At 61.2% G+C, this 4,355-nt stretch carries 3 protein-coding genes; all 3 read left to right on the top strand.

Annotated features, from left to right (window positions below; genetic code table 11):
- Positions 1-903 (top strand): transcription termination factor NusA (gene nusA / locus ACHFGA_RS09115; protein ID WP_394282074.1); only part of this gene is annotated, 903 nt, incomplete at its 5' end.
- Between the two features lie 139 nt (positions 904-1,042).
- The gene (locus ACHFGA_RS09110; protein WP_394282073.1) at positions 1,043-1,363 is read left to right on the top strand and encodes a YlxR family protein; all 321 of its coding nucleotides are present in this window, start codon (positions 1,043-1,045) and stop codon (positions 1,361-1,363) included.
- A gap of 103 nt (positions 1,364-1,466) precedes the next feature.
- A complete protein-coding gene (gene infB / locus ACHFGA_RS09105) occupies positions 1,467-4,313 on the top strand; it encodes a translation initiation factor IF-2 (protein WP_394282072.1) in 2,847 nt (948 codons plus the stop codon).
- Positions 4,314-4,355: the final 42 nt, after the last annotated feature.

Below are 4,355 nucleotides of genomic sequence, written 5' to 3'. Positions count from 1 at the left end.
TACCGCGACTCTAAAGAGGCACCCGCTGAGCCCGGCACCACCGCGCGGGTGGATATTGACACCGAGACCGGTGATGTCGCCGTCATCGTCAGCGAACTTGACGACGAAGGCGCTGTGATCTCCGAATATGATGACACTCCGGTGAACTTCGCCCGCATTGGCGCATCCGCCGTGCGCGAGGCCATTGTGAAGCGACTGCGCAGCTCTGAAGCTGAGCGAGCCTACGACGAGTACGCGACCTTCGAAGGCCAGATTGTTTCCGGTGTGGTGCAGCAAGACGTACGCGCTAATGAGCGCGGCATGATCATCGTGCAGATCGGTACCGAGGCCGAACCACAAGACGGCATCCTACTGCCCGCCGAACAAATTCCGGGCGAGAAGCTGAAGCACGGCGACCGCGTCAAAGCGTATGTGGTGGGCGTCAACCGTGGCGAACGCGCAATCCAGGTCAACCTGTCGCGCACCCACCCGGAGTTGGTGCGTGGCCTCTTTGCACTCGAGGTGCCAGAAGTTGCCGACGGTGCGGTTGAGATCGTATCGATTGCCCGTGAGGCAGGGCACCGCTCCAAGGTGGCCGTGCGCGGTGTCGCGAAGGGCATTAACTCCAAGGGGGCCTGCATCGGCCCGAAGGGGGCGCGCGTGTCCAACATTATGGAGGCGCTTGGTGGAGAAAAGATCGACATCATCGACTACTCGGAAGATCCTGCTGTGTACGTCGGCAATGCGCTTGCGCCTTCGAAGGTGGTGCGCGTGGACGTCATCGATGCCGAAGCGCAAACCGCGAAGGTCGTCGTGCCGGACTACCAGCTATCCCTGGCAATCGGTAAGGAAGGCCAAAACGCACGCCTGGCTGCACGCCTGACTGGATGGAAGATTGACATCCACTCTGACGTAGAAGCCTAGGGAAGCTTAGCGCCGCGCGGGTAGATCAGAGCGGGTAAGTTCAAATTCTCGTAACTTTAGCGTAGGCTGGACGATGGCCCATTTGAGCGCTCCCTGTTTTCAGAAGCAATCGCGCGGGCAGTTGACGTGGACATGACTAGTGAGGAGCCCTTTGAGCATTAGGCACCGCACCTGCATTGCATTGAGGCAGGTTTTGCCTGACACTCAGCTTCTGCGTTGTGTCATCGACCCCACTGATTCGGCACGAGTGATTGCGGACCCAGCTAGGCGGCTGCCTGGCAGGGGAGCGTGGATTAGCCCAACATGGGAAGCATTTGAGCTTGCGGAGAAAAGGCGCGCTTTTGGGCGTGCGCTCCGTGTGTCCACACCTGTGGACGTTAGCCATGTACGCGAGTACATCGCAGAACATGCAGATAAACATGCAGATGGACCCAAGATTGTAAGGAAGACCGAACACTGATGAGCGCAACACGATGAAGCATCAGCGATGAAAGTCAATATAAGCGACTAGAGGGTGGCCCATTTTCCGTGGCCGCTTCTCTAGCTGAACTAAGAGGAGACAAGTGCCCGGAAAGCTACGTGTACACGAGCTCGCAAAACGACTCGGCGTAACAAGCAAGGAACTACTCGCTGCACTCAAAGAGCAGGGGGAGTTCGTGAAGACCGCATCGAGCACCATCGAACCACCGGTGGTCAAGAAGATGACGGCTCTCTACGAGCAGAATCACCCGTCCGACAAGGGCGGCGAGGCCACCGAGTCAAAGGGTTCGAAGGCCCCGAAGGCGTCGCAGGAATCGAAGGCGCCGAAGCCTGGGGCCAAGCCCAGTGCTGCTAAGCCTGGTCCAGCCAAGCCCGGCCCTGCGAAGCCTGGTCCTGCGAAGCCTGGTCCTGCGAAGACGCAGGCCACACCGCAGGCAGCCAAGCCCGCAAAGAAGGCTGAGGCCCCGGCTGAAAAGAAGCCCGCAGCAACGGCGCCGAAGCCCGGTGCAGGCAAACCTGCGCGCACTATGCCGAAGCCTGGTGAAACCGCAAAGAAGCTTGCAGAATCCCGCGAGGAGGAAACAGCAGCGAAGCCAGGCGCAATGCCACGCCCACGCCCGAAGCCAGGCGGGGCACCACGTGTGGCCAATAACCCATTTTCCACTGGCGGTTCCGGTGGCGGCCGACCAGGCCCACGCCCCGGCGGACGCGGTGGACAGCAGAACCGTCGCGGTGGGCAGGGCCAAGGTGGCCCGAAGCCAGGCGGTAACCGTGGGGGCCAGCAGCGTCAAAATGATCGCCAGGCACCGCGCCCAGGAGGTTCTGGAGGCGGTCGTCGTCCGGCGCCAACACCTGCGGATATGGCAGCAGCTGCACCAACTCCAGGTGTAATGCCACAAAAGACCAACAACCGCAGCGGTCGCCGCGGCGGCCAAGGCGGTCAGGGTGGCCCTGGCGGCCGTCCTGGTGGTGGCGGCGGTTTCCGTGGACGCGGCGGACGCCGTGGCGGAACCGCTGGTGCATTCGGACGTCCAGGTGGCGCACCGCGTCGTGGACGTAAGTCGAAGCGTCAGAAGCGCAGCGAGTACGAGGAGCAGCAGGCACCAAACGTCATCGGTGGCGTACGCCTGCCAGACGGCGGCGGCAAGACCGTACGTTTGCGCCAGGGTGCAACCCTTTCGGACTTCGCGGAGAAGATCGGTACCGAGGCATCGAACCTGGTCCAAGCACTGTTCAACTTGGGCGAGATGGTCACCGCAACCCAGTCCGTGCCGGAGGAAACCCTCCAGCTGCTGGCTGCGGAGATCAACTATGAAGTCAAGATCGTCTCACCAGAAGACGAGGACCGAGAGCTGCTCGAATCCTTCGACCTGCAGTTCGGTGAGGACGAGGGCGACGAGGAAGCTCTGGAACAGCGCCCACCAGTGGTGTCTGTCATGGGCCACGTCGACCACGGTAAGACCCGCCTGCTGGATACCATCCGCCAGGCCAACGTGGGCTCCGGCGAGGCCGGTGGCATCACCCAGGGCATCGGCGCTTACCAGGTCAATGTTGAGGTTGAAGACGAAGAGCGTACTTTGACCTTCCTGGATACCCCAGGCCACGAAGCCTTCACGGCGATGCGTGCCCGCGGTGCCCAGTCCACTGACTTGGCTGTTCTGGTTGTCGCAGCGGATGACGGCGTGATGCCTCAGACCGTTGAGGCGATCAACCACGCGAAGGCAGCAGACCTGCCAATCGTCGTGGCAGTGAACAAGGTGGATAAGGAAGAAGCACAGCCGGAGAAGATCCGCGGCCAGCTCACCGAGTATGGCCTCGTGCCGGAAGAGTACGGCGGCGACACCATGTTCATCGACATCTCTGCGAAGCAGGGCACGGGTATCGACGATCTGCTCGAGGCCATCACCTTGACCGCAGATGCAGCACTTGAGCTGACCGCGAACCCAGACATGGACGCGCAGGGTCTGGCCATTGAGGCACACCTTGACCGCGGCCGTGGCCCTGTCGCGACCATCCTGGTGCAGCGCGGCACCTTGAACGTCGGCGAGTCCATCGTCGTTGGTTCAACCTTCGGCCGTGTGCGTCGCATGTCGGACGAGTGGGGCAATGACGTCGAGTCAGCTGGTCCATCGTGCCCAGTACAGGTTCAGGGTCTGAACGGTGTTCCCGGCCCCGGCGATAACCTGCTGGTGGTGGAGGATGACCGCGTAGCCCGCCAGATCGCGGCGCAGCGTGATGCTCGTCAGCGTTCTGCGATGCAGGCGCGTCGTCAGAAGCGTGTGTCCCTGGAGAACCTGGATCAGGTGCTCAAGGAGACCAACCAGCTCAACCTCATCCTCAAGGGCGACAATGCTGGTTCCGTCGAGGCGCTGGAAGATGCGTTGCTCAAGATTGAGGTCGACGACGAGGTCGAGGTGAACATCATCGACCGTGGTGTTGGCGCCGTTACCCAGACCAACGTGACGCTGGCTGCGGCCTCCGACGCCGTGATCCTCGCGTTCAACGTTCGTTCCGAGGGCAAGGCCACGGAAGAAGCCAACGACGAGGGCGTGGACATTCGTTACTACTCGGTCATCTACCAAGCGATCGATGACGTCGAGAATGCACTCAAGGGCATGCTCAAGCCGATTTACGAAGAGCGTGAGGTCGGTTCTGCCGAGATTCGCCAGCTCTTCAAGGCATCTGCTGTTGGTCTCATCGCAGGTTGTATGGTCACCGACGGCAAGGTCGTGCGCAACGGCAAGGCCCGCTTGGTGCGCGACGGTACGGTTGTCACCGAAGACGCAACTATTACCTCGCTACGCCGCGAGAAGGATGACGTCACTGAGGTGGAGAAGGGCTATGAGTGCGGTATGGTGCTCAGCTACCCGAACATCGAAGTTGATGACATCGTCCAGGTGTACGAGATGGTGGAAGTTCCCCGCGATTAATCTCGCTTAACGACGAGCGCCCCTCCGTGGATTCTGCAGCTG

The organism is Corynebacterium sp., assembly GCF_043426755.1.
In the GTDB taxonomy this organism is placed as follows: Bacteria; Actinomycetota; Actinomycetes; order Mycobacteriales; family Mycobacteriaceae; genus Corynebacterium.
Note: the sequence above shows the minus strand (reverse complement) of the source record. Positions and strands in the feature narration are given on the sequence as shown.